The 18,526-nt window shown below is 65.0% G+C and carries 16 protein-coding genes and 1 riboswitch; of the genes, 7 read left to right on the top strand and 9 right to left on the bottom strand.

Going from position 1 to position 18,526, the window contains the following annotated elements:
• The 7 genes from BM374_RS11175 to cobU form a co-directional block, all read right to left on the bottom strand.
• Positions 1–1,207 (bottom strand): peptidoglycan D,D-transpeptidase FtsI family protein (locus BM374_RS11175; protein WP_092291801.1); only part of this gene is annotated, 1,207 nt, incomplete at its 3' end.
• Between the two features lie 605 nt (positions 1,208–1,812).
• Positions 1,813–3,018, bottom strand: a complete 1,206-nt coding sequence (locus BM374_RS11170; protein ID WP_244552571.1) for an acyltransferase family protein — start codon at positions 3,016–3,018, stop codon at positions 1,813–1,815.
• A gap of 521 nt (positions 3,019–3,539) precedes the next feature.
• Positions 3,540–4,511, bottom strand: a complete 972-nt coding sequence (dapD, locus tag BM374_RS11165) for a 2,3,4,5-tetrahydropyridine-2,6-dicarboxylate N-succinyltransferase (RefSeq protein ID WP_092291799.1) — start codon at positions 4,509–4,511, stop codon at positions 3,540–3,542.
• Positions 4,512–4,606: 95 nt separating this feature from the next.
• Positions 4,607–5,485: an alpha/beta fold hydrolase gene (locus BM374_RS11160; RefSeq protein WP_092291797.1), complete on the bottom strand. Its 879-nt coding sequence runs from the start codon at positions 5,483–5,485 to the stop codon at positions 4,607–4,609.
• Positions 5,486–5,681: 196 nt separating this feature from the next.
• On the bottom strand, positions 5,682–6,314 hold the full coding sequence (bluB, locus tag BM374_RS11155; RefSeq protein WP_092291795.1) for a 5,6-dimethylbenzimidazole synthase: 633 nt from the start codon (positions 6,312–6,314) through the stop codon (positions 5,682–5,684).
• 4 nt (positions 6,315–6,318) lie between these two features.
• Complete coding sequence (gene cobS / locus BM374_RS11150) at positions 6,319–7,104, bottom strand: adenosylcobinamide-GDP ribazoletransferase (RefSeq protein WP_092291793.1); 786 nt, start codon at positions 7,102–7,104, stop codon at positions 6,319–6,321.
• A complete protein-coding gene (cobU, locus tag BM374_RS11145; RefSeq protein WP_092291791.1) occupies positions 7,101–7,607 on the bottom strand; it encodes a bifunctional adenosylcobinamide kinase/adenosylcobinamide-phosphate guanylyltransferase in 507 nt (168 codons plus the stop codon). The genes cobS and cobU overlap by 4 nt, the downstream gene beginning before the upstream one ends.
• A 121-nt stretch (positions 7,608–7,728) precedes the next feature.
• Between cobU and cbiB the strand changes: the two genes are divergently transcribed.
• Together cbiB and cobD are read left to right on the top strand one after the other, a co-directional pair.
• A complete protein-coding gene (gene cbiB / locus BM374_RS11140; protein WP_177248218.1) occupies positions 7,729–8,670 on the top strand; it encodes an adenosylcobinamide-phosphate synthase CbiB in 942 nt (313 codons plus the stop codon).
• A 12-nt stretch (positions 8,671–8,682) separates the two neighbouring features.
• On the top strand, positions 8,683–9,648 hold the full coding sequence (gene cobD, locus BM374_RS11135) for a threonine-phosphate decarboxylase CobD (protein ID WP_092291790.1): 966 nt from the start codon (positions 8,683–8,685) through the stop codon (positions 9,646–9,648).
• Here cobD and BM374_RS11130 read toward each other — a convergent pair.
• Positions 9,637–11,085, bottom strand: coding sequence for a cobyric acid synthase (locus BM374_RS11130; protein WP_092291788.1), 1,449 nt, complete (start codon positions 11,083–11,085; stop codon positions 9,637–9,639). The two genes, cobD and BM374_RS11130, sit on opposite strands and share 12 nt — an antisense overlap.
• Positions 11,086–11,090: 5 nt before the next feature.
• Positions 11,091–11,738, bottom strand: coding sequence for a cob(I)yrinic acid a,c-diamide adenosyltransferase (gene cobO / locus BM374_RS11125; protein WP_092291786.1), 648 nt, complete (start codon positions 11,736–11,738; stop codon positions 11,091–11,093).
• 41 nt (positions 11,739–11,779) lie between these two features.
• Positions 11,780–11,998: riboswitch (cobalamin riboswitch) on the top strand.
• 95 nt (positions 11,999–12,093) lie between these two features.
• Here cobO and BM374_RS11120 point away from each other — a divergent pair.
• Genes BM374_RS11120 through BM374_RS11100 form a run of 5 tightly spaced genes read left to right on the top strand, consistent with a single transcriptional unit; the run spans position 12,094 to position 18,524 of the window.
• The gene (locus BM374_RS11120) at positions 12,094–12,468 is read left to right on the top strand and encodes a DUF1636 family protein (protein ID WP_092291970.1); all 375 of its coding nucleotides are present in this window, start codon (positions 12,094–12,096) and stop codon (positions 12,466–12,468) included.
• Positions 12,465–13,499, top strand: coding sequence for a cobalamin biosynthesis protein CobW (gene cobW / locus BM374_RS11115; RefSeq protein ID WP_092291784.1), 1,035 nt, complete (start codon positions 12,465–12,467; stop codon positions 13,497–13,499). The genes BM374_RS11120 and cobW overlap by 4 nt, the downstream gene beginning before the upstream one ends.
• On the top strand, positions 13,499–16,738 hold the full coding sequence (gene cobN, locus BM374_RS11110) for a cobaltochelatase subunit CobN (protein ID WP_092291782.1): 3,240 nt from the start codon (positions 13,499–13,501) through the stop codon (positions 16,736–16,738). Before cobW ends, cobN begins: the two co-directional genes overlap by 1 nt.
• Positions 16,735–17,895, top strand: coding sequence for a precorrin-3B synthase (gene cobG, locus BM374_RS11105; RefSeq protein ID WP_092291780.1), 1,161 nt, complete (start codon positions 16,735–16,737; stop codon positions 17,893–17,895). Before cobN ends, cobG begins: the two co-directional genes overlap by 4 nt.
• Positions 17,895–18,524, top strand: a complete 630-nt coding sequence (locus BM374_RS11100) for a precorrin-8X methylmutase (RefSeq protein ID WP_092291778.1) — start codon at positions 17,895–17,897, stop codon at positions 18,522–18,524. Before cobG ends, BM374_RS11100 begins: the two co-directional genes overlap by 1 nt.
• Positions 18,525–18,526: the final 2 nt, after the last annotated feature.

Here is an 18,526-nt window from a genome sequence, read left to right as displayed (position 1 = left end):
TGATGGTGTTGAGATCGCCCCAATGCCGCGGCACGATCGGCGAGGCGCTTTCCGGCAGCTCAGTGCGGAGCCGCTCGAGCTGGCCCATCTTGCGCAGGAACGCCTTGTGCGCTTCCACGCCCTGCGACAGCGCAATTCGCGCCGCGCCCACGTTGGAGGAGAAGGTGAACACCTCCTTCATGTTGAGGAAGCGGCCCTTCGGCTCGTCGTCATGGATGGCGAACTTGCCGTAGTGCAGCGGCCCGCGCGCATCCCACAGTGAATCGAGGCCGTATTTGCCGGTGTCGAGCGCCATCGCGAGCGTGAACGCCTTGAAGGTCGAGCCCATCTCGTAGACGCCTGTGGTCAGGCGGTTGATGCGATCAGGGTCGTGGGCTTCCTTCGGATTGTTCGGGTCGAAATCCGGAACCGAGACCATGGCCACGATCTCGCCGGTGTTGACGTTGGTGACGAGGCCGGAGGCGGCCTTGGCGTGGAATTTTTCCTTGGCCTTGAGCAGCTCGTCGCGCAGCGCGTGCTCGACGCGCAGATCGACGGACAGCTCGACCGGCTTCTGCAGACGGTCGATGGCGAAGCCGGCGCGGTGGAGATCGGCGAGGCCCTGGTTGTCGAGCCACTTCTCCATGCCGGCGATGCCCTGGTTGTCGATGTTGACGAGACCGATGAGGTGGGCGACCTCGTTGCCGGTCGGATAGACGCGCTTGTTCTCGCGCAGGAAGCCGATGCCGGGAATGCCGAGCTTGTGGATGTCCTGCTGCTGCTTCGCGGTGATCTCGCGCTTGAGCCAGACGAAGCCCTTGCGCGTCCTCAGCCGCTCGCGCACCTCGGCCTCGTCGAGATCGGGCACGGTTGCGGTCAGAAGCTCGATCGCCTCGTCCTTGTCGATGATGCGGCGCGGCTCGCCGAACAGGCTGGATGCCTTGACGTCGGTCGCGAGGATCGCGCCGTTACGGTCGACGATGTCGGGCCGCGCGGTCGCCACCACCTCCTGCGCCGCGGCGCGCCGCGCACTGTGCGCGTCGGCGCCGATCGCGAACATCACGAGCCGGCCGCCGATCAGGGCATAGACCGTGGCAAAGGCCAGCATCGCAAGGCCGACGCGCGCGCGCGCCTTCGCGGCGCGATCGACATTGCGCCCGTAGAGCAGATTGCGGATGAGTTTGTGCCGCCACCGCTCAGGTTGTTTTGGCCCGGGTATGAGGCCCATTACCGCCTGTTTGCTGGAAATTGGTGGTCTGCCACGCATCGGAGGCTTCTGTGGGCAGGCCGTTTACCCTGAGTATCGGGCGGATGATTAAGAAACCTTTGATAGAAATACTGGACCGAACATTCTTTTTTTTAACTTTCGCTTTTGTCCCTTCCTCCGTCCGCGGGGGGCTGGCTCATCGGGACATTTGCTGCCGTCGAACAAAGGCGGTGGGTATCGCAGAAAAGCAGACATCGCCGACGGTTTATGAGTACACGGCCTAGATCATGCCAAGTTGGCTTTTGCCTCTGCTTGCCCTCTTCGCGATTGTGGGATTTATCGCCTTTGCCTTTCGGCAAGGCAGCAAGGTGACGCCCGACAAAAATAACAGCGATAACTGGAGCCGATTTGGTGGTCCTCCTGATAGTCATACGGGATCTGGAGCGTAGCTTCAGAGCATCGCTTAGAGTCCGCTCTGGGTGAAAATCGGCTGTAGACGTGGGCCCTCCCGTTTGTCTGGATTACCGCCAACACTAAACTGTCTTGTTACATTAGTCGGCGGGCACGGCTTGTCCTCGAACAGCAGCGGGTTGCTTATCTGCTCGATGGAATTCCAGGCGGCGCCATCAACCTGATGCGCTACCACCAATCGTCGCACCTAGCTCGATCCGCTTAGGTGACCTGCGCCAAAACCCAATAACTGAAATCCGCGAGAGAATCGCCGCCTCAAATCGTTCGAGCTGGTCTCTGAGCCGAAGTGCATGTTTCTCGACGAGGTGCCAGGAGGCGACAGCGACGCCAAAGGCAACCGGCAGGCTGATCAGGACGTTCAGATACCAGTATTGAATCGATGGGCCGAACGCTGCAACGCACTGCTGGACGACGAATCCATAGAGATACATCCCGTAGGAGTAGTCGCCGGACGACACGATCCAGCTTCGCCGCGGATTCGTCACGCCCAGATAACACGCGACATAGACAACGGGCACGGCAAACAGCGCGTCGCCGCGTCCGCCCGCCATGCCGGCAGTGCAAAGCAAGAGTGCGAACAGGCACGTCGCCCGGTTGAACGGTATCTTGTCGCGCCAGAGGTAGAAGCCCACACCCAAAAGGAAGCAGAACACAAGAAGGTGCGGATGAAGGTGAATGAACAGCGAGTCACCATGGTAGACATCGTAGCAGACGAGGCCGACCTGGGCGAGCACCAGAAAACCCAGGTATAGCACCCTGTTAAAGCAAATCGTGGTCGCGGCAAGAAGCGCCAGGGCGGCGTAGCACCACAGCTCATACGGCACGGTCCAAAGCTGAGCATTCACAACATTGGGCGCCGGATTGTGAAGAAATACGCCCGGGAGTTCAAAGTGGACGTCGCCGACGATGTTGAGAAAATAGACATGGAATTTCGAGTCCGCGAAGTACTGGCCCAAGGGTATCGCCGTGAAGATCGGGCCGATGATGATGGCCGCCAGCATCGTCTCCACCACGAGCGCGGGCACAATGCGAAGCACGCGCAGGCCGATAAATGAAATCAGGCTCTTGCACCTCAACAAGCTGGCGGTCACCAGAAACCCGCTCAAGGCGAAGAAAAGGGCAAGAAGCATGGCATTTACCATGCGAAAATGGCCTACTATTTCCATGGCCCGATCGAACCCAAGGGTGACGTTCGCGCCATGCAGGCAGATAATCGCGGCCGCCAGCGTAATTCGCATGTAGTCGAAACCTGCGGGACGATCGCGCGAAACAGTTAGCTGATCGGCGAAGCTGAACCTGATTGCGCTTGTCAAGAAAACACCGCGAAACCGCACGCCAAAGGGGCGATCAACCAGCAGCAATTCTCTGTCCAATGGGACGCGCGATGTGTGCCGAACACATCTAAAGGCGCGATCCGGAGATGTTTTGATGTTCCAATGCGGTCGAGCGAAGCCATAGCTCTCGCAAAAGTCGACGCACTGAACATTCCAATTCCCATTCCGGCGTACGTGCAATTTCGGGTGTCTCTCCTAGAAGTTTATCACCCACGCTGTCCGGTTGCATCCAATGATTGGACTATCGTTCTGGTTGGTAAAAGTATTGTTGCCAAACATTGCTGACGGCGTTTCACCCAATGAAACCTCGCTCTCGATAGAAAGCTCTAGGCTGAGGTCAGCCACGGGCCCAGAGGCGGACATAGAGGCGCGCGACGATGGCATCGATCTCGAGTCTGGAGCAACGGTCTCTCTCCCGAGACGCTGTGCACAAAGCATCCGCCGGGAAGGACGGTGCGGCGGTGCGCAGTCATGGGCCGAGATGACCACGAAACAAGTGCGATGGGTTTCGCAGGGGGCTCAACCCGTCATACGAGCCACGGGCCTGCCTAGCCGTGAAGCTGCGCGTTGAGGCCGCCCCAATTGCCTTTGCGTCTTGTTGCCTCGAGAGCGCCGCTCTGCGAATTGCGACGGAAGAGCAGGCCCTTCTCGCCCGAGAGTTCCTTGGCTTTCACGACCCGGCCATCTTCCAACAGGATGCGCGCGCCTGCCGTGATGTAGCAGCCGGCTTCGACGATGCAATCGTCACCCAATGAAATGCCGATGCCGGCGTTGGCTCCGATCAGGCAGCGCTCACCGACCGCAATCCTCTCTTTCCCGCCTCCCGAGAGGGTCCCCATGATCGACGCGCCACCGCCAATGTCGCTGCCGTTCCCCACCACCACGCCGGCGCTGATCCGCCCCTCGACCATGCAGGGACCAAGCGTGCCCGCATTGAAATTGCAAAAGCCTTCATGCATGACCGTCGTGCCCGGTGCCAGATGGGCGCCGAGCCTGACGCGATCGGCATCCGCAATTCTTATATCCGCAGGCGTCACATAATCGGTCATGCGCGGAAACTTATCGATGCCCGCCACTTCAAACGCGAGACCGCGCTTTCGCGCCAGCAGCCGCACGTCCGCGACACGCGTGGGTTCACACGGGCCAAGTGTCGTCCAGGCAATGTTGGGCAAGAGACCGAATATGCCGTCAAGGTTCAGGCCATTCGGCTGGACCAGCCGGTGGCTCAGCAGATGGAGGCGCAAATAGGCGTCGTGCACGTCCGTCGGCGCGGATGCGAGGGAGCCAATGTCCGTACTGATGGGAACGATGTCGACATTGCGGATGTCGTCGTGCCGCGCATATCCGTCGGCTGACGAACCCAACGATTTGACGATCTCGTCGTTGGTGAGCCGGACCGTTGCCGTTTTGCCGGCTTCTGCAACCAGGGTCGGCTGAAGAAACCAGGAATCCAGCACGCGGCCGTCCGCCGCAATCGTCGCAAAGCCTTCGCCCCGCGCGCCCTTGAGCTCCATCGCCATGTGAATTCCTCCCGCTGCGATCTTTCACGAAGTGGATACGCGAGTTCTCGCCAGGGGAAAAGCCAGGCTGAGGTGCGTCAGCCCGGCTTGTCGGCTTATTTCTTGCCGTCGAGGAAGGCGCGGACCGCCTTGATGGTCGCCGCCGGGTCTTCCTCCATCAGCCAGTGCCCGGCGCCGGGAATCACTACCTCGGTGGCGTCGGTCGCTGCGTTCCGCATCACGACGGCTTCCATCTTGCCGAAGGATTTCTCGCCGCCGACGGCCAGCACGGGCATGGTCAGCTTGGTCACGATCGCCTTCTTGTTGTCCTCGGCGTCGGTGCGGATCGCCCTGAATTGCGCGAAGGCGCCATGCATGGCGCCCGGCCGCGCATAGAGCTCTGCGTAGTGACGGCGCGTCGCTTCCGAGACCTTCGCGGGCGTGCCCGCGAACTCGTTCCAGAAGCGGTCGAGATAGATGCGCTCGCGCCCCTTGACCAGCCGCTCCATATCGGGGCCGCCGAAATCGAAGTGCCAAAGCTGCGGGCTGCGCACGATCTCGTCCCACGGCGGCACGCCAGGCACCGGGGCATCCATGACGATGAGCTTTTCGGTCAGGTCGCGGTATCGCGCCGCATAGGCGTAGGCCACCATGGTGCCGATATCGTGTCCGACGACGACGGCTTTCTCGATGCCGAGCGTTTGCAAAACGCCACGCATGTCGGCCGCCTGGGTCCATTTGTCGTAGCCGCTCTCGGGCCTTGCCGAGAGCCCCATGCCGCGGAGGTCAGGCACGACCACGGTATGATCGCGCGCAAGCTCCGCGCCGAGCTTGTCCCACATGTCCCCGGTATCGCCAAATCCATGGATCAGGATCACGGCGGGTCCCTTGCCGCCGACGCGCACGTGAATTTGCGTGCCGTTGGCCGGGATGGTCTTGACCTGGAAGGTCGACGGGAACGCCCCTTCGGCGTGAGCGGCAGGCGCGAGCAGCATGAGGAGAATGGCGAGGCATCTTGCGCGCACGGGCGGCTCCTGTGATTCCTGATTTCAGTGTTTGTAGCCGTACGTTCCTGGGCTGGTGCGAGCATATTGTCCAGCACCCTCATCGACGCCGCGTGAAGCGCTGCCGCAGCAAGATCCTGGATTGCTGCGCGTCGCTCGCAGTGACGAGGATAGCACGGGCGACCGACTACCGCTTTAGCGTGAATTCATCAGCACCTCGCCGGTGCTCCCACTTCGCCCGCTCGAGCTCGGGCTGGTCGCACTCGGTCTCGGGATAGCCCAGGCAGAGATAGGCGATGAATTTCCAGGAGGCGGGCACGTCGAGCACGTCGTGGATGCGCTCCGGACTGAGGATCGAGACCCAGCCAATCCCGATTCCTTCGGCGCGCGCGGCGAGCCACATGGCCGTGATGGCCGCGACCACGGAATATTCCGTGGTCTCCGGCATGGTGGCGCGGCCAAGACCATGGCCGATGTCGCTGGCCTTGTCGGCGAAGATGGCGAGGTGGTGAGGTGCCTGTTCGAGGCCCGAGAGCTTGAGCGCGGCATAGCGGCTGGCGCGCTCGCCGGAATAGCAATTGAGCGCGTCGGCGTTGCAGGCTTTGAAGTCATCGATCACGGCAAGGCGCCGCGCGGCATCATCGACCATGACAAAGCGCCACGGCTGGCTCAGGCCGACCGAGGGCGACAGGCAGGCTGTCTCGATCAGCCGCTCCACGGTGCCGTCGGGCAGCGCTTCGGTGCGAAAGTGGCGCACGTCGCGGCGCCACACGAACAGCTCGCGCAATTGCCGGCGGAACGCGTCATCGAATTCGACCATGACTTCATCCTCCCGTGTGAAGGAGGGCTGCGGCGACCAGCAGGATCAGGATCTCGCCGAATTGCTCGAATGCGCCGAGAATGTCGCCGGTTTGTCCGCCGATCTGACGGATGGTGAGCCGCGCCAGCGTCAGCCCCGCAATAGACAGCAGGACCAGGCCGACCAGCGCCTTGGCAGGCCCGAGCGCAAGGGCAAGCGCGAGCGTTCCAATAGCGAAGGCGATGGCGACACTGCCGCCCGGCGGCGCGCCAGCACTGGCCGCAAGTCCGTCGCGTCGCGCCGGGGGCACCAGCGACATGAAGGCCGGCACGCCCGCGCGTGAGGCGGCATGTGCCGCGATCAATGCGAGCATCACGCCCCACGGACTGGCGATCGCGACCAGCGCGCTCCAGCGCAAGCCGAACGACAGGATCAGCGCGCAGACGCCATACGTGCCGATCCGGCTGTCGCGCATGATCTCCAGCTTGCACTCGCGCGTGCGCCCGCCGCCGAGGCCATCGGCGGTGTCTGCGAGCCCATCCTCATGCAACGCGCCGGTGATGAGGGCTGTCGTTGCCAGTGTGAGCAAAGCGGCGAGGTTGGGCGCGAAGCCAAGGCGGATCGCGATCTTGTAGGCCAGTGCGCCCGCAAGCCCCACCAGCAGTCCCGCGACCGGCAACGCCCAGGTTGCGCGTGCGATGGCGCCGTCGCCTGAGGGCTTCGACGAGGCCACCGGCATGATCGTGACGAAGGACGCAGCGATCCTGAGATCAGCGACGACGTCTTTCAGGATGTCGGCGCGCGGCGTCATTTCAGCTTCATCGGCAGGCCGGCAACCACGAACTCGACCTTATCCGCGACATCAGCAATTGTCTGGTTCATGATGCCGGCGGCATCGCGAAAGCTGCGCGCCAATGCGTTGTCCGGCACGATGCCAAGTCCGACCTCGTTGGTGACAAAGATGACGGGGCTCTTGAGACGGGGCAGGGCGGCGGCGAGCTCGCTCACCTCGCGCTCCCAATCGCGCTCCGCATGCATGAGGTTGGAGAGCCACAGCGTCAGACAATCCACCAGCCTTGCGCCGCCGCCATCGCTTGCGATGAGCGCGGCCACGAGGTCGAGCGGCGCCTCGCGCTCGATCCAGCCGGGTCCGCGTCGCGCGCGATGCCCAGCTATGCGTGCTTCCATCTCGGCATCGAGCGCCTCGGCCGTGGCGATGTAGATCGGCGGCTGGGCCGGAAAGCTGCGCGCAAGCGATTCCGCGCGGACGCTCTTGCCCGATCGCGCTCCGCCCGTGATCAAGATGACGGCCATCAAAATCTCCTGTGGGCCTGACTAATCACCAATCGCGGCCAAAGACAAAGCCGAAATCAGGTCACCGGGGGCTTGCGCTCAGCCCTGGCTTTGCGCAACAGGGGCGAAACAGGAGGCTTGTGTGGGCTTTGCGGGCGCGATGGTGGTGGCGATGGCGGTGGATGCCCTGATGGGCTGGCCGTCACCGCTTTTTGAGCGGATCGGCCATCCCGTGACCTGGCTGGGGCGGCTGATCGGTGCCATCGATCGCGGCTGGAATCGCGCCGGCGATCCGCCGGCGCTTCGCCGTGCGGCTGGGGTCGCCGGCGCGCTGTCGGTGATCGCGCTTTCTGTTGCGTCCGGCTGGATGCTTCAATCTTTGTTCCCCTCGGGCTGGATCCAAATCGTGCTGGTCGGCGTCCTGGCCTGGCCGCTGGTGGCGCTGCGCTCGCTGCATGATCATGTCGCTGATGTCGCAACTCCTCTGCTGGCCGGCGACCTCGCCCGTGCGCGCGAAGCGGTCTCGCGCATCGTCGGCCGCGATCCCACAGCGCTCGATGAAGCCGGCATCGCGCGTGCGGCGATCGAGAGCCTTGCCGAAAATGCCTCGGATGGAATCGTGGCGCCGGTGTTCTGGGGCGCGCTGTTCGGCTTGCCGGGCATCCTCGGCTACAAGGCGATCAACACGCTGGACTCCATGATCGGCCATCGCAATGAACGCCACGAGGCTTTTGGCTGGGCCGCAGCGCGCATCGACGATGTCGCCAACTTCATTCCGGCGCGGCTGACCGGATTCCTGTTCGTGCTGCTGGCGCCGCGGCGATCGGAGGCGCTGTCGTGCATGACGCGCGATGCACGCCGCCATCGTTCGCCCAATGCCGGCTGGCCGGAAGCGGCGATGGCCGGCGCGCTCGGCGTGCGGCTCAGCGGGCCTCGCATCTATCACGGCAGCGCGACCGACGAGCCTTGGCTCAACGCAAGCGCGCGCGATCCGCATGCCGCAGATATCTCCGAAGGGCTGGCGGTCTACCGTCGCGCCATGCTGCTGCTCGCCGGCCTACTTGCGGTCCTGGTTTTCGCGTGAAAGAACGGACGCATGCGCGAGCACGGTGGAAATCTCGATCTGGCCCAGCAGCGTTTTGGCGGGCGTACGGAAGACTGGATCGATCTGTCGACCGGAATCAACCGGCTGCCCTATCCCGTGGGCGACATCTCCCCGCACTATTGGCGGTCCTTACCTCTGCGATTCCAGATCGAGAGCTTGCATCAGGCGGCCCAGCAGGCCTATCGGACAACTGCGCCTGTTGTCGCCATGGCCGGAGCGCAGGCAGCCATTCAAATGTTGCCGTACGTGATCAAGGGCAGCGGTGCCCGCATCCTCGGGCCGACCTACAACGAATATGCTTCGGTTTTCTCGGCTGCAAGATGGGAGGTCGAGGAGGTCGGGGAGCTCGACGCGCTGGCGGGGGCGGATCTTGCCATCGTCGTCAATCCCAACAATCCCGATGGCCGCTCTCATACGCGGAAGGATCTGCTTGCGCTGCTGCCGCGCGTCGGTCGCCTCGTGGTCGACGAGAGTTTTGCCGATGCTGTTCCCGAACTCTCGCTCGCCTCCGACGCCGGTCAGCCGGGGCTGCTGATCCTGCGCTCCTTCGGCAAGTTCTATGGCCTCGCCGGCCTGCGGCTCGGCTTTGCGATCGGCCATGAGCTCGACATCATCGAACTGGCGGGGGTATGCGGCCCGTGGCCGGTATCGGGCGCGGCGATTTCGATCGGCTGCCGTGCCTTGCGGGATGAGGCTTGGGCCAAGGCGACGTCAGCGCGGCTTGTGCGGGATTGCGCGCGTCTCGATGAAATGGTGCAAGGGCAGGGCTGGCGGCTGGTCGGCGGCGCGCCGCTCTTTCGTCTCTACGAAACGGCCGACGTAGGCGCCGCGCAGCACAAGCTTGCACGTGGCCATATCTGGTCGCGTGCCTTTGCCGACAATCCAACATGGCTGCGCCTCGGGCTTCCCGGCCCTGAGACCGAATGGGAGCGTCTCGCCGAGGTCCTAGCGCGCTAGCGCGAGCAGGCCTTCGACGTCGAGATGTTGTTCGATGTGATCGGCGAGGGCATCCAGCGCGCTTTCGACCCTCGCGTGATAGGGCTCGTCGCCCGGGGGAATGCCGAGCTTCGCCAGATACGCCCTGCGAAACTCGTCCGACGTGAACAGGCCGTGCAGATAGCTGCCCTGCACGCGGCCATCAATCGAGATCGCGCCCTCCGGCTCGCCGTTCAGTGTTGCGAACGGGCGGGCGCGATCGGGCCCATCGGTGCTGCCGATGTGGATTTCGTAAGCCGCGATCGGCTGCTCGGTCGCCGCATGCACGGCCGCGACACGCGTCAACGTCTTCTGCGGGCTCATCACCGTTTTGACATCGAGCAGCCCGAGGCCCGGCGCTTCGCCCGCGGGACCTTCGATGCCTTCGGGGTCGGCGACGCTGCGGCCCAGCATCTGATAGCCGCCGCAGAGGCCGAGCACATGGCCGCCCCTGCGATGATGTGCGAGCAGGTCGATGTCCCAGCCCTGTGCGCGCAGGAAGGCGAGATCGCCGCGGGTGGATTTTGAGCCTGGGATGATGACGAGCCTGACATCGCCCGGGATCGCTTCGCCCGGACGCACCATCATAAGATCGACACCCGGCTCGAGCTTGAGGGGATCGAGATCGTCGAAATTGGCGATCCGTGACAGTGCGAGACAGGCGATCTTGCATCGGCCGGGCTTGCGCGCATCACTCAGGCCCAGCGCGTCCTCGGCCGGCAATTCGCCGGCGCGTGCGAACCAGGGCAGCACGCCGAACCCGCGCCACGCGGTTTTCTGCGCGATCAGCTTGTAGCCATCATCGAATAGCGTGGGGTCGCCGCGGAACTTGTTGATGATAAACCCATGGATCATCGCGGCATCGTCAGGATCGATCACCGTCTTGATGCCGACGAGCTGGGCGATGACGCCGCCGCGGTCGATATCGCCGACCAGCACGACCGGCACGTCGGCCTTGCGCGCAAAGCCCATATTGGCGATGTCGGCCTTGCGCAGATTCACCTCGGCCGGGCTGCCGGCGCCTTCGACCAGTACCAGATCAGCGCGTGCCCTCAGCCGCTCAAAGCTCTCCAGCACGGCGCCCATCAGCGATGGCTTCATCGCCGCATAGTCGCGCGCCCGCGCGGTCGCGATGCGTTTGCCCTGCACGATGACCTGCGCGCCGACGTCGGTCTCCGGCTTGAGCAGCACCGGGTTCATGTCGGTGTGCGGCTCGACGCCGGCGGCGAGCGCCTGCAGCGCCTGCGCACGGCCGATCTCGCCGCCATCGACCGTGACGGCAGCATTGTTCGACATGTTCTGCGGCTTGAAGGGGAGCACGCGTAAGCCCCGCCGCGTGAAGGCGCGCGCAAGGCCGGCGACGATGAGCGATTTGCCCACGTCCGAGCCGGCCCCCTGGATCATCAGCACGCGTGCCATTGCGTTTAGAACTCGACGCCGGCCTGCGCCTTGATGCCGGAGCGGAAAGGGTGCTTGACCAGCGTCATCTCGGTGACGAGATCGGCGATCTCGATCAGCTCGTCCTTGGCGTTGCGCCCGGTGAGCACGACATGCGTCATCGGCGGCTTCGCGGTCTTGAGGAAATCGACCACCTCGGCGATGTCGAGATAGTCGTAGCGCAGCGCGATGTTGATCTCGTCGAGCACGACCATGCGCAGCCGCTCATCGGCGATCAGCGCCTTGGCCTTCTCCCATCCGGCGCGTGCCGCCGCGATGTCGCGGGCGCGATCCTGTGTCTCCCAGGTGAAGCCTTCGCCCATCGCGTGGAACTGGCAGAGCTCGCCGAAATGGCCGGTGAGCAGCCGCCGCTCCCCGGTATCCCAGGCGCCCTTGATGAACTGCACGACGGCGCAGGGCAAGCCATGGGCGACGCAACGCACGATCATGCCGAAAGCCGAGGAGGATTTGCCCTTGCCGGCGCCGGTGTGGACGATGATGAGGCCCTTTTCGCCACTCTTGGTCGCCATGATCTTGTCGCGGGCGACCTTGATCTTCGCCATTTTGGCGGCGTGCTTTGCGTCAGTCTTGGCGTCGGCTTCGTCGGCCGTTTGGATATCCGGTTCAGGCGTCATGGGACGAGAGTCCTTCGGCTTGACAAGAGGCGGCCACCGGCAAATGGTGGCCCAGCGTTGGTTCCTGTCCTACGACAGGCGAAGAGGGAATGCGATAGGGGCCGAATCGGCAAGATTGGGGTCCAAAATGCAGCCGCCCCCGCGACCGTGACCGGAGAGATGCCCGAAGCCACTGATCCCCTGGGATCGGGAAGGCGGGGATCGAAGGGCAAAGACCCTGCTCCGCAAGCCGGGAGACCTGCCAGCGCGGACGAGTTTTGGACCGGCGGACGGGGTGTTCCGCGACGGGGAAGCGGCCTCGCAAGTCAGGGTCCGTGCGCCTCTTCGCCTCCCGCTGAATAATCTGGAAGAGGCGATGACCGTCACACTTCATGTCTGCATCACCTGCCGCGCCGGCCAGACGCTGGGCGAGGGCGAGGTCACGCCCGGCAAGCGCCTGCATGGGGCGATTCTGGAAGCCGGCGTGCCCGAGGGCGTCAGCGTGGTTCCCGTCGAATGTCTGTCTGCATGCAGCCAGGGCTGCTCGGTCGCGCTCAGCGCGCCCGGCCGCTGGTCCTATGTCTATGGTCGGCTGTCGGATGCGAATGCGCAGGACGTGGTCGCGGGCGCCGCAGCCTATGTCGCCGCGCCCGATGGACTCGTGCCTTGGCGCAGCCGGCCGGAAATCTTTCGCAAGCAATCGCTTGCCCGCATTCCCCCCATCGCCGTGTTGCCGGAGGCCGCTGAATGAACTCGCTCGCAAAAGTCCCGGTCACTGTCGTCACGGGCTTCCTCGGCTCCGGCAAGACGACGCTGATCCAGCATCTGCTCAGCAATGCGGGCGGCAAGAAGCTCGCCGTGCTCGTCAACGAGTTCGGCAGCGAGGGCGTCGACGGCGAAATCCTGAAGTCCTGTGCGGACGCGAACTGCCCGGAGGAGAACATCGTCGAACTCGCCAATGGCTGCATCTGCTGCACAGTCGCGGACGATTTCATTCCGACCATGGAGCAATTGCTGGCGCGCCCGGTGCGGCCCGATCACATCCTGATCGAGACCTCCGGGCTGGCGCTCCCGAAGCCGCTGCTCAAGGCGTTCGACTGGCCGGAGATCCGCTCACGCATCACGGTCGATGGCGTGATCGCGCTGGCCGATGCCGAGGCCGTCGCCGCCGGCCGGTTCGCGCCCGATCCCGATGCGGTCGAGGCGCAGCGCGCGGCGGACGAGAATCTGGATCACGAGACGCCGCTGTCCGAAGTGTTCGAGGATCAGATCGCATGCGCCGATATCGTGCTGTTGACCAAGGCCGATCTTGCGGGCGCGGCAGGCATTGAAGCTGCCAAGGCCGCCATCAGCGCCGAGATGCCGCGGCGCGTGCCGATGTTGCCCATCACCGACGGCGCGATCGATGCGCGCGTCATCCTCGGTCTCGGTGCTGCCGCGGAGAACGATCTTGCCGCGCGTCCCTCGCACCATGACGGCGAGGAGGAGCACGAGCATGACGATTTTGCTTCGGTCGTCATTGATCTTCCTGAAGTCACCGATATCGATGCACTGGTCGTATCCGTCCAGCGCCTTGCGCGGGAACAGAACGTGCTACGCGCCAAGGGCTATATCGCCGTCGCGGGCAAGCCGATGCGGCTGTTGCTGCAGGCGGTCGGCGAGCGCGTGCGGCATCAGTTCGACAAGCCCTGGGGCGCAGGTCTCAGGCAGTCAAAGCTCGTCGTGATCGGCGAGCACGGAGATATCGATGAGGCCGCGATAAGGGCAGGATTGACGATCTGATGCACGTCGTCTTCCGCGAGAGCCGCGGTCTGGAGGAGACCGCAACACCAAGGGATCTCGGCCAGGACCCGGCCGATCTCGTGGTGCTCTCGTATTCGGATTCCGACCTTGCCGCATTCGCTGCCGGCTGGCGGCGCGGTCGCACTAGCCTGCCGTCGCTGCGGCTGGCCAATCTCGCGGAACTGCGTCATCCGCTGTCTGTCGACACCTATATCGAGCGTACGCTGGCGCATGCGCATGGCATCCTGGTGCGCTTGATCGGCGGTGAGTCCTATTGGCCGTACGGGCTCGCGGCGCTCCAGCAGCTCGCCAAGGATCGCAACATCGTGCTGGCCGTGCTGCCGGCCGATGGCCGCGACGACATCAGGCTGGATGCCTATTCGACCTTACCGGTCTCGACGCTACGCCGGCTCAAGGTGCTCTGCGATGCCGGCGGTGCCGTCGCGGCGCAAGCGGCGATTGCGCAGCTCGCGCTGGCCTCGGGGCTCTATGCCGGTCCGGTCACCGGTGAGATGGTCGTGCCCAAGATGGGTTTTTACGATCCGGCGCGTGGCGTGATCGCCGCGCCAATACCGAACGAGGGAAAGCCGTCCGCGCTGGTGACGTTCTATCGCTCCTATCTCACTGCCGCGGACACCGGCCCGGTCGATGCGTTGATTGCGGCGCTGCGCGAGAAGGGCTTTGACACGCATGGCGCGTTCGCCACCTCGCTGAAAGGCGCCGGCGTCGCCGACTGGTTGCGGGCGCATCTCGGCAAGAATCCTCCCGCAGCGATCGTCAATGCGACGGCGTTTTCGGCAATGGGTGACGACGGCACCACGCCGTTCGATGCCGCGCCGTGTCCCGTGTTCCAGGTCGCGCTTTCGTCGGCGCGCCGCGAAGGCTGGGCGGAGTCGCTGCGCGGCCTGTCGCCCGGCGATCTCGCGATGCATGTGGTTCTACCCGAGGTCGATGGCCGCCTGTTCGCGGGCGTGGTGAGCTTCAAATCGGCGGCCGCGCGCGATCCCGATCTGCAATTTTCGCATCTGGCTCACAGGCCGGATGAAGAGCGCGTGAAGGCCGTCGCCGCCCGCGCTGCGGCCTGGCATCGCCTCGCGGAGAAGCCGGCGTCCGAAAAGCGGCTGGCCATCGTGCTCTCGAACTATCCGGGCCGTCCGCACCAGACCGCGCACGCGGTTGGTCTCGACGCGCTGGCGTCGGTCGAAGCATTTATCTCTGATCTCGCAGGGACGGGATACGAGATTGCACCGGTTCAAGATCTGGACGGGAGATTGCTGACGCGGACCTTGACGTGGAGTGTCGCCGAATACCGTGCCGCACTCTCCTGGCTGCCGCAATCACTGCAGAACGATCTCGCGCAGGCCTGGGGCGCGCCAGAGAGTGACCCGAGCTGCCGCGACGGCGTGTTTCACTTCGCTGCAATCCAATCCGGCCGATCTATGATCGCGGTTCAGCCCGAGCGCGGTGAGGCGGCCGCGCGCGATGCCGACTATCACGATCTCGCTCGCACGCCACGCCATGCCTATGTCGCGTTCTACCTGTGGCTCCGCGCGCAGGAGAGTGATGCCGTCGTGCACATGGGCGCCCATGGCACGCTGGAATGGCTGCCCGGAAAGTCCGTGGCGCTGTCCTCAAGCTGCTGGCCTGAGGTGCTGACTGGCGATCTGCCCGTAATCTATCCCTTCATCGTCAACGATCCCGGCGAGGCCGCACAGGCCAAGCGGCGCACCGGCGCTGTCACCATCGGCCATCTGCCGCCGCCGCTCGAAACATCTGCGGTGCCGGAAGGCCTGCGCCGTCTCGAACGGCTGCTCGACGAATATTCGACGGCCGACGGTCTCGATCCCGCCCGCCGCGAGCGCTTGATCGCTGCAATCCGCGACGAAGCGCGCACCGCGGGCCTCGAAGACGATCTCGGCCTGGAAGCAACGGCAGCTCCGGCCGAAGCCATTCCGCGGATCGATCGGTTCGTCTGCGATCTCAAGGAAAGCCAGTTTGGCGATGGTCTGCATGTGTTCGGCCGTGGCGCCTGCGGCGATGCCGAGCGCGACGCGCTGCGCGCCGCGCTTGCCGGCCGGCGCGTCGCCCCGGGTCCGTCAGGGTCACCCTATCGCGGACGGCAGGACGTGCTGCCGACGGGACGCAATCTGTTCGCCGTCGATCCGCGCGCAGTGCCGACGCCGTCGGCGCATGCGCAAGGCATCAAGCTCGCCGAAGAGCTGCTGCGCCGCCATTTGCAGGATCACGGTGACTGGCCGAAGGGCCTCGTCGTCGATCTCTGGGGCTCCGCGACCATGCGCACCGCGGGCGAGGAGTTTGCGATGGCGCTGCATCTGGCCGGCCTCGCGCCGCGCTGGGATCATGCTTCCGGCCGTATCGTCGGATACGACATCATCGCGCCGGCCGAGCTCGGCCGTCCCCGCATCGACGTGACGCTGCGTGTCTCGGGCCTGTTCCGCGATGTCTTCGCAGGCCTTGCCCAATTGTTCGAGGCGGGCACTGAAGCCCTCGCTGCGCGCGAGGAGGGCGACGAGAATCCCTATCGTCACCGCGCCTCGCGCGTGTTCGCGCCGCGGCCCGGACAATATGGCGTCGGGGCGATATCAGATGTCTTCACGCCGGAGACGCGCGATGCCGCGGGTGAGGCCTGGCTGTCGGCCTCATCCTGGGCATTCACAGCCGATGGCGAAATCAAGCCCGATCGCGCCGGTATCGAGCAGCGGCTCGCATCCGCAGATGCGTTTGTCCATGCCCAGGACCTGCCGGAAACCGATCTCCTGCTCGCTGCCGACTATGCCGCACACGAAGCCGGCGTTGCCGCCGCTGCGGCACATCTTGGCGCAGCGCAGCCATCGCTCTATCACCTCGACACGACGCGACCCGACGAGCCGCATGCGCGCACGCTGACCGAGGAGATCTCACGCGTCGTCCGTGCCCGCGCCGCCAACCCGGCCTGGATCGCCGGCATGATGCGCCATGGTTTTCGCGGGGCTGCCGAGATATCGGCGACGCTGGAGCACATGGCCGCCTTCGCTCATCTGGCAGATGCCGTGCCGCCGCATTTGTTCGATCTCTACTATGACGCGACGCTCGGCGATGCTGACGTCCGTGCCTTCATGGCCCGGGAAAACCAGGCGGCGCTCGCCGCGATGGAAACCTGCTTCACCCGCCTGCACGAAGCTTCGCTCTGGCGAACGCGCCGCAATTCGATTGCGGCCGCGCTGAAGGAGGCATCATGAGCGCGGCTTCGGTTAAGGGCTGGTGCCCCGGCGCTATCAGGCCGATGCCATCCGGCGACGGGCTCGTGGTCCGCGTCCGTCCGTTCGGCGGGCGGCTCGACGCGGCGCAGGCTGCCGGACTTGCTGATCTCGCCGAGCGTCACGGCAACGGGCTCATCGATGTGACCAGCCGCGCCAATCTGCAGATCAGGGGCGTCAGCGAGAACAGCCATCGGCTGCTGCTCGACGGGCTCGCGCAACTGAGCCTTCTCGATCCGGATGCCGGCACCGAAGCCCGGCGCAACGTCCTGGTCACGCCGTTCTGGCGTGACGGCGACGAGACACAGGCACTCGCCGCCGAGCTCGAAGAGGCGCTGGCGGACAGCATGCTGGAGCTGCCTGTGAAATTCGGCTTCGCCATCGATGACGGCAAGTCGCGCGTGCTTGCCGGCAATTCCGCCGATGTGCGGATCGAGCGTGACTCTGCCGGCGGTCTCCTCGTGCGGGCAGAGGGCGCCAGGCTCGGCCGCAGCGTTGCACGCGGCGAAGCTGTCGCGACTGCGCTTGCCATCGCGCGCTGGTTCGCCGCGTCCGCTGTCAGCGATGGACGGGGGCGGATGGCGACGCATCTGGCCGCCGGCGCAAACTTGCCTGCGGCGCTGCGCGGCGAGACGGAGCCTGCGCCCATCATGGCCGCCGCGCGTCCCGGCCTTTATCCGCAAGGGGCGATGGTCGGCGTCGCCTTCGGTCAGTTCTCGCATGCGATGCTCAACCAACTCTCCGGTTGCGGGCACGTGCTGCGGATGACGCCGTGGCGGATGGTGTTGAGCGAGGGCAAGCGGACGATGCCGTCGGCGCCCGGCCTGATCACCGAACCCTACGACCCGGCGCTGCGCGTCATCGCCTGCAGCGGCGCGCCGCGCTGTCGCGAGGCCCATGCCGACACCCGCGCGCTGGCCGCGGCGCTGGCGCACAACATCGGCGCGGCTGCGCAGCTTCACGTCTCCGGCTGCGCGAAGGGCTGCGCCCATTCCGGCGCGGCGGCGATCACGCTGGTCGCGACCGCTCAAGGATTCGATCTCGTGCGCGGCGGCTCGACCCGCGACGAGCCCGTTCTGCGCGGACTCGATCGCGAGGACGTTGTTCGCGATCCCTCCATCCTGATGGGAGGGAACTGATGCCGCATCGTTACGAGACCGATGGCGCGGCGATCTACCGGCAATCCTTTGCGACCATCCGCGCCGAGGCTGATCTTGCGCGCTTCACGCCTGACGAGGAGCAGGTGGTGGTGCGGATGATCCATGCCGCCGGCATGGTCGGCCTGGAGGCGCACATCCGCTTTACGCCCGGCATGGCGACCGCTGCACGCGCAGCGCTACAGAAGGGCGCACCCATCCTGTGCGACGCGCGCATGGTCTCGGAGGGAATTACGCGGGCGAGATTGCCCGCAGCCAATGCCGTTATCTGCACGCTCGGCGACGAGACGGTGCCCGCGCTGGCGCAGTCCATGCGCAACACGCGCTCCGCCGCCGCATTGGAGCTGTGGCGTCCGCACCTCGATGGCGCGATCGTTGCGATCGGCAATGCTCCAACGGCGCTGTTTCACCTGCTCAACATGCTGGAGGACCAAAACTGTCCGCGGCCTGCGGCGATCATCGGCTGCCCGGTCGGCTTCGTCGGTGCGGCAGAATCCAAGGCGGCGCTGATGGCCGATCCGCCGGTGCCGGCGCTGGCCGTCGAAGGCCGCCTCGGCGGCTCCGCGATCACGGTGGCCGCCGTGAACGCGCTCGCGAGCCGGAGCGAATAGTC

Origin of the sequence: Bradyrhizobium sp. Ghvi (assembly GCF_900115265.1) — a bacterium.
Lineage (GTDB): Bacteria > Pseudomonadota > Alphaproteobacteria > Rhizobiales > Xanthobacteraceae > Bradyrhizobium.
The sequence above is the reverse complement of the archived record's forward strand: the minus strand, read 5'-3'. Positions and strand labels throughout refer to the sequence as shown.

Bases quoted from the DNA above. Each gene is read 5' to 3' on its own strand.
- BM374_RS11120 (WP_092291970.1), top strand. From the start codon at position 12,094: ATGACCGTCACACTTCATGTCTGCATCACCTGCCGCGCCGGCCAGACG.
- BM374_RS11130 (WP_092291788.1), bottom strand. From the start codon at position 11,085: ATGGCACGCGTGCTGATGATCCAGGGGGCCGGCTCGGACGTGGGCAAA.
- BM374_RS11100 (WP_092291778.1), top strand. From the start codon at position 17,895: ATGCCGCATCGTTACGAGACCGATGGCGCGGCGATCTACCGGCAATCC.
- bluB (WP_092291795.1), bottom strand. From the start codon at position 6,314: ATGGTCGAATTCGATGACGCGTTCCGCCGGCAATTGCGCGAGCTGTTC.
- cobW (WP_092291784.1), top strand. From the start codon at position 12,465: ATGAACTCGCTCGCAAAAGTCCCGGTCACTGTCGTCACGGGCTTCCTC.
- cobS (WP_092291793.1), bottom strand. From the start codon at position 7,104: ATGACGCCGCGCGCCGACATCCTGAAAGACGTCGTCGCTGATCTCAGG.
- cobG (WP_092291780.1), top strand. From the start codon at position 16,735: ATGAGCGCGGCTTCGGTTAAGGGCTGGTGCCCCGGCGCTATCAGGCCG.
- cobO (WP_092291786.1), bottom strand. From the start codon at position 11,738: ATGACGCCTGAACCGGATATCCAAACGGCCGACGAAGCCGACGCCAAG.
- BM374_RS11160 (WP_092291797.1), bottom strand. From the start codon at position 5,485: ATGCTGCTCGCGCCTGCCGCTCACGCCGAAGGGGCGTTCCCGTCGACC.
- dapD (WP_092291799.1), bottom strand. From the start codon at position 4,511: ATGGCGATGGAGCTCAAGGGCGCGCGGGGCGAAGGCTTTGCGACGATT.
- cobU (WP_092291791.1), bottom strand. From the start codon at position 7,607: ATGGCCGTCATCTTGATCACGGGCGGAGCGCGATCGGGCAAGAGCGTC.
- cobN (WP_092291782.1), top strand. From the start codon at position 13,499: ATGCACGTCGTCTTCCGCGAGAGCCGCGGTCTGGAGGAGACCGCAACA.
- cobD (WP_092291790.1), top strand. From the start codon at position 8,683: ATGCGCGAGCACGGTGGAAATCTCGATCTGGCCCAGCAGCGTTTTGGC.